Raw genomic sequence first — 5,905 nt, 5'->3', positions numbered from 1 at the left:
CGCTGATCGGGTTCATCGTGACGAGGCCGTCGTCGACGCTGACGTGGCGTTCCGGTGTGGCGCCGACGAACGTGCGGTCGCCGGTGTGCACCAGGAAGGTCCAGTAGGCGCCGGCTTCCTGCTCGCACAGCCGGCGGAAGAAGGTGAAGGCCTGGCTCTGCTCGTAGTCCTCGATCTCGGCCAGGAACGACCGCCGGATCACGAAGTTCGCCCCCTCTCCGGCACCGATCTCCTCGGCCACGACCCGGCGCACCAGTTCCGCGTAGGTGCTGTCGTCGACGTCGAAACGCGTGCCGGACAACGAGATCGGCGTCTCGGGTAGCCGTTCGAGCGCACTCGTCTTCGGCAGCACGGCGTGCTCGTCCACCCGCAGCACGATCAGCGGCGCGCCGTCGTCGACGCACTCGAGCCCGCGTTCGGCGACCTGACGGTGGGGGATCAGCGCGAACGTCCGAGGCCCGGCCGACGACGGATCGCCGACCTCGATGTCGGCCAGTGCGGCAACGGTCGACACCTCACCGGTGAGGACCTCCAGCTGCCCGGAGCCGGTCGTGTGCGGCCGGTGCAGGATCGCGAACGGGCGGTCGGGACGTGCGAGCACCCGGTCCAGGCTGTCGCTCACCGCAACACCTCCTCTGTGGTCAGGACAACGGCACAGCACGACGCCGCGTACCTGAGCGCCATCCGGTGCTGCTCGGCCGAGAAGTCGGCGACGGCATCGGCCACCAGGAACGTCTCGATGTCGTTGGTGAACGCCTCGACGGCGGTCATCAGCACGCCGATGTGGGCGTACACCCCGCAGACCACGAGCTGGTCGCGCCCCGTCGCCCGCATCCGCTCGAGCAGGTCGCTGCGGAAGAAGGCGCTGTAACGCCATTTCGTGAACTGCCAGTCGTCCGGTCGGGGCGTGAGCGGCTCGACCACCTCGCGGTCGGCGGGATCGACGCGCATGCCAGGACCCCAGAAGTCCTTCAGCAGTCCGCGTTCGGCGACCGACATGGCACCGGGCTGGGCGGTGTAGGCGACCGGCACGCCCTCGGCGCGGCACCGGTCGCGCAGTGCGGCGACGTTGTCCGTCAGCTGTCGTGCGGTGTCCACCGCGAAAGGGCGGAGGAAGTAGCGCTGCATGTCGTGGATCAGCAGCACCGCGCGCTCCGGGTCGATCTTCCACGGTGCCGAGGACTCCGGCAGGTCGTTCGCGCCGGGCATCGGGTACGCGGGGATGGCGGGGATTCCGGTCATGCGGCACCTTCCGAGTCGAGTTCGAGATCGAGCCGATCCGCGAGCACCTGCCACGCGGCGGCGCTCTGCCTGGCGAGCTCGGCGAGGCCGGGACGGCAGTGGGCGGGCACGTCGCGGGAGACCTCCGCCCACGCGGTCCGGGTCCGCACATCGAGGAACAGCAGCCGCAGCAGCAGCCGGCCGTTGTGGCTCAGCCGCATCGACGGGTCGTCGCGCAGCCACCGCAGCAGGTCGGCGACTCCGCCTCTTCGTGGCGCGGCCGGCGCGCGAGATGGACGGCGGTCGCCGCGCAGTTCGCCACGCACGGTCCGGGCGGTCTCCGGGGAGATGCCGACCGCTTTGGCGACCTGACGGAGCGACAGGTGCGGCTGCTCGGCCATCAGTTCACGAGCGCGCAGCCGTCGTTCGGCGCTGTTCGTCGGCCGGACTCGGCCGTCGCGCCCGATCCTCACGCCGGCGTTGGATCCGACCCTGGCGCGCACGCCGGCGACGGCCCTGGCCGACAGCCCGGTGATCGAGCTGATCATCCGGTCCGACCACTGTGGACACTGCAGCACGAGTCGCTCGGCTGCTGCTGTCCGGTCCGTTTCGTGCGAATTGTGCACGGTTCCGCCTTTGACGCGTGTACCAACGTGGGTCAAGCTTCGAAAGCCGTGGACCGATGCGCAATCCGCGCGGTAACGAGGTTTTCTCCTCAAGAAACCAGTCCGCGAAGCGAGACGTCCGAATACTTCGGGATTGTTTCGGTGAACGACTGTCCATCGTGGATGGTGGGTCACACTCGGGTCCGCCCAGGAAAGGGGAATGGACGTGAGGAATGACCTGAAAGCTGCCCAGGAAGTGGTCGAGCTGATCACTGGTGGGTGGCGCGCTCAGTGCGTCTACTCGGCGGCCAGGCTGAACATTCCCTCCCTGGTCGACTCCGGTTGCACCACGGACGAGGAACTGGCCGTGGCGACCAAGTCCGAAGTGGACGGCATACATCGGCTGATGCGTCTGCTGGTCGCGTTGCGCGTGTTCGAAGGCGACGGCGCGAAGGGCTACCGCAACACGGCCGTGAGCGCCCTGCTGAAGGACTCGCCGGACTCGTTGCGGGACATGTGCCTGCTTTACGGCGAGGAGTTCTACACGGCGTGGGCGTTCGCCAAGGAGTCGATCACCACCGTCACCGCCGGTTTCGAGATCGCCTTCGGTGAGCCGCTCTACCAGCACCTGGGCCAGAACCCGGAGCTGTCCGAACGCTTCCAGCTGGCCATGAAGGCCGGCAACATCTTCTTCGACTACGTGCCGGACGCGATCGACCTTTCCGGCAAGAGGTTCGTCGACGTCGGCGCCGGGCCAGGCCAGCTGACCGCCGCCATCCTCGGCGCTGTTCCGGACGCCCGCGCGACCGTGCTGGACCGCCCGCACGTCATCGAGGTCGCCAGGGAGAACCTCGCCGCGAGCGTCGGGCTCGACCGGGTCGAGCTGGTCGGCGGCGACATGGTCGAGGAGGTTCCTCCCGGCGGCGACGTGTACTTCCTGTGCCGCGTGCTCGCGGGGTGGAGCGACGAGGCGGTCGTGCGGGTGTTCGAGAACTGCGGCAGGGTGATGGCGGGTCCTGGCTCCCGGTTGGTGATCCTCGACCGGGTGGTGGTCGACGACTACCCGACGGTCCTGCCCGCGTTGTGGGACCTGCACCTGCTGATGACCAACGGCGGCAGGCACCGCAGTCTCGCCGACTACACCGCTCTGCTGGAACGAGCCGGGTTCGCGGTGGAACGCGTCGCCGAACTGCCCGCCGAGACCACCGCGATCGTCGCGGCCCGCTAGGGAGGGCGGGATGTGCGGGATCACCGGCTGGGTGGCGTTCGACGCCGACCTGCGGACCAGGGCCGATGTCGTGGACGCGATGACGGCGACCATGGACCGGCGTGGCCCGGACGAGTCGGGCACGTGGATCCGCAGGCGCGTGGCGCTGGGCCACCGGCGGCTCTCGGTCATCGACCTCGAGGGCGGCAGGCAGCCGATGACGGTGACCACGCCCGCAGGCGAGGTCGCCATCGTCTACAGCGGTGAGGCGTACAACTTCCGCGAACTGCGCGAGGACCTGCGCGGGCGTGGCCACCACTTCCTGACCGCGAGCGACACCGAGGTCGTCCTGCGTGGCTACCTCGAGTGGGGAGACGCGGTCGCCGAGCGGCTGAACGGGATGTTCGCGTTCGCGGTCTGGGACGCCCGCGAGGAGAAGCTGGTGCTGGTCAGGGACCGGCTCGGCGTCAAGCCCCTGTACTGCCACCCGACCCTGGACGGGATCGTGTTCGGCTCTGAGCCCAAGGCGATCCTGGCCAACCCCGCTGTACGCGCGGTGGTCGACCTCGACGGCCTGCGTGAGCTCGTCGCGTTCACCATGACGCCGAAATGGGCGCTGTGGAGGGGAATGCGCGAGGCCGAACCGGGCACGGTGATCACCGTCGACCGGACGGGCCTGCGGGAGCGGGTGTACTGGCGGCTGGAGACGGCCGCACACCTCGACGAGCTGGACACCACGGTCGCCACCGTGCGAACTCTGCTGACGGACACCGTCGCGCGGCAGCTCGTGGCGGACGTACCGCTCTGCGTGCTGCTCTCCGGTGGCCTCGACTCCAGCGCGGTCACCGGCCTCGCCGCCGCGCATCTGGCCGCGACAGGGGAGAAGGTCAGGACGTTCTCCGTGGACTTCGTGGGCCGCGAGGAGACGTTCCGCGCCGACGAAGCGCGCACCACACCGGACACGCCGTACATTCGTGACGTCGTCGCGGCCGTCGGCGCGCGTCACGAGTTCGTCACGCTCGACGCGTCTCCGCTCAGTGACCCGGAGCTGCGTCGTGAGGTGATCCGGGCGCGGGACCTGCCCGTCGGCTTCGGTGAGATGGACGCCTCGCTGCTGTTGTTGTTCCAGGCGATCCGCCGCGAGTCGACGGTGGCGTTGTCCGGTGAGGCGGCCGACGAGGTGTTCGGCGGCTACCGCTGGTTCCACGACCAGGACGTCGTGGCCACGGACAACTTCCCGTGGCTGGTGTACTCCAGCGCGATGAGCGGCGACCGGGCCGCGGTGATGGCCCCCGAGGTGCGCTCCCGGCTCGACATCGCGGCCTACACGGCCGACCAGTACGCGACCGCGATCGCCCAGGTCGAGCACCTGCCCGGTGACAGCGCGGTCGAACGCCGCATGCGCACGATCTCGCACCTGCACCTGACCCGGTTCGTGCGGATGATGCTGGACCGCAAGGACAGGATCTCCATGGCCGCCGGTCTCGAGGTGCGCGTGCCGTTCTGCGACCACCGCCTCGTCGAGTACGTCTACCGGGCTCCGTGGCGGATGAAGTCCTTCGACGGCAGGGAGAAGAGCCTGCTGCGGCACGCCATGCCGCACGTGCTGCCGAGATCGGTCCGGGGCCGGCTCAAGGCCTCCTATCCGTCCACTCAGGACTCGGCCTACAACGTTTCGTTGCAGCGACAGGCCCGTGAGGTGCTGGCCGACCGGCACCATCCCGTCGCCGCGCTGATCGACCGGAACTGGCTGCGCCAGGCGATCTCCCTCGACCCGGCGGCGACGCCCGCCTCCGTGCGCAGGGGCATCGACCGGGTGCTGGACCTCTACCACTGGTTCGAGCTCTACCGGCCGTCGGTCGAGCTGGACTGAGAAAGGTTGCTGAAGATGAATCGCATGTGGGCTGCCGGTGTGGCCGCCGCGGCCGTGGTGTCGGGCGCCGTGCTGGTGACCGCGGGTCCGGCCTCGGCCGCGTCCTGCAACGCCCCGGAGTTCAAGTCCTGCCTGGGTGTCTCGTACCGGACGACGCACGTCCAGAGCATCCGGGTGGACGGGCGGTGCGTGATCGGGGGGTCCGGAACGGTCTCCAACGTCCACGTCGACGACGTGGCCGACGCGCATCCGAACCTCCAGACCTACGGCGGCGGCAGGTGTGAGAGCAACACCCACAACTCCGCGTCCGTGAGCTGGGCCCTCACCGAGGACGACCAGGGCTTCCGTTGGGTGACGATCTCCTAGAATCAGGAAAAGGTTGCAGAAGATGGATTTCAAGAAGATGTGGCTGGCGGGCGTGGCCGCGGCGGTCGCGGTGTCGGGCGCTCTGGTGCTGACCGCGGGGCCGGCCTCCGCTGCGACGTGCCAGGCCCAGGCGTTCTCGTCGTGCGTGGCCGTCTCGTACCAGACGTCGAGCGTCAAGAGCATCCGCGTGAACGGGCGTTGCCTGGTCGGCCCGTCCGGTCACTACTCGAGTGTCATCATCCGCTCCGACGAAACGCCGTACGTGCAGGCGTACGGTGGCGGCAGGTGCGAGGGCAACACCGAGAAACGCGCGCAGGTCAGCGTCGGCGGTGAGGACGCGCAGCGCTTCCGCTGGATCACGGTTTTCTGATACCGGGAACGAGTTCGGCGCCGGCACGGGTTTCCGTGCCGGCGCCGCCGCGAGTCCTGAACCCGAAGGAGGAGAAGCATCGACGGTCCGCCTCTCCTTGCGTTTTCTTGACCGCCCAGTCGAACGAGGCTGTTCCCCGCCGCGCTGACCTGTGGAGACGTCGTCGGTCAACGGGGCTACCGCTGGATCACGATCTCCTGGCCACGCAGCGAGGGGCCCGCACCGGAGTTCGGTGCGGGCCCCTCGCTGCGTTCGAACGCTAG

At 69.0% G+C, this 5,905-nt stretch carries 7 protein-coding genes; 4 read left to right on the top strand and 3 right to left on the bottom strand.

The features are described from left to right. The 3 genes from UK23_RS04345 to UK23_RS04335 all read right to left on the bottom strand — a co-directional run. A partial coding sequence (locus UK23_RS04345) for a chorismate-binding protein (protein WP_045310043.1) occupies nt 1-622 on the bottom strand: 622 nt, incomplete at its 3' end. Further along, entirely contained in the window at nt 619-1,242 is a 624-nt protein-coding gene (locus UK23_RS04340; protein ID WP_045310042.1) for an isochorismatase family protein, read from the bottom strand. The genes UK23_RS04345 and UK23_RS04340, both read right to left, overlap by 4 nt. After that, on the bottom strand, nt 1,239-1,769 hold the full coding sequence (locus UK23_RS04335; protein ID WP_156212763.1) for a hypothetical protein: 531 nt from the start codon (nt 1,767-1,769) through the stop codon (nt 1,239-1,241). The genes UK23_RS04340 and UK23_RS04335 overlap by 4 nt, the downstream gene beginning before the upstream one ends. Before the next feature lie 283 nt (nt 1,770-2,052). Here UK23_RS04335 and UK23_RS04330 point away from each other — a divergent pair, with 283 nt between their 5' ends. The 4 genes from UK23_RS04330 to UK23_RS04315 are packed head-to-tail and all read left to right on the top strand — an operon-like array spanning nt 2,053 to nt 5,642. Then, complete coding sequence (locus UK23_RS04330) at nt 2,053-3,054, top strand: methyltransferase (RefSeq protein WP_156212761.1); 1,002 nt, start codon at nt 2,053-2,055, stop codon at nt 3,052-3,054. Between the two features lie 10 nt (nt 3,055-3,064). After that, the gene (gene asnB / locus UK23_RS04325; protein ID WP_045310040.1) at nt 3,065-4,906 is read left to right on the top strand and encodes an asparagine synthase (glutamine-hydrolyzing); all 1,842 of its coding nucleotides are present in this window, start codon (nt 3,065-3,067) and stop codon (nt 4,904-4,906) included. Between the two features lie 15 nt (nt 4,907-4,921). Next, the gene (locus UK23_RS04320; protein WP_156212759.1) at nt 4,922-5,272 is read left to right on the top strand and encodes a hypothetical protein; all 351 of its coding nucleotides are present in this window, start codon (nt 4,922-4,924) and stop codon (nt 5,270-5,272) included. Nucleotides 5,273-5,294: 22 nt separating this feature from the next. After that, complete coding sequence (locus UK23_RS04315) at nt 5,295-5,642, top strand: hypothetical protein (protein WP_156212757.1); 348 nt, start codon at nt 5,295-5,297, stop codon at nt 5,640-5,642. Nucleotides 5,643-5,905 lie beyond the last annotated feature (263 nt).

Source organism: Lentzea aerocolonigenes, assembly GCF_000955955.1.
GTDB lineage: Bacteria > Actinomycetota > Actinomycetes > Mycobacteriales > Pseudonocardiaceae > Lentzea > Lentzea aerocolonigenes_A.
Note: the sequence above shows the minus strand (reverse complement) of the source record. Positions and strands in the feature narration are given on the sequence as shown.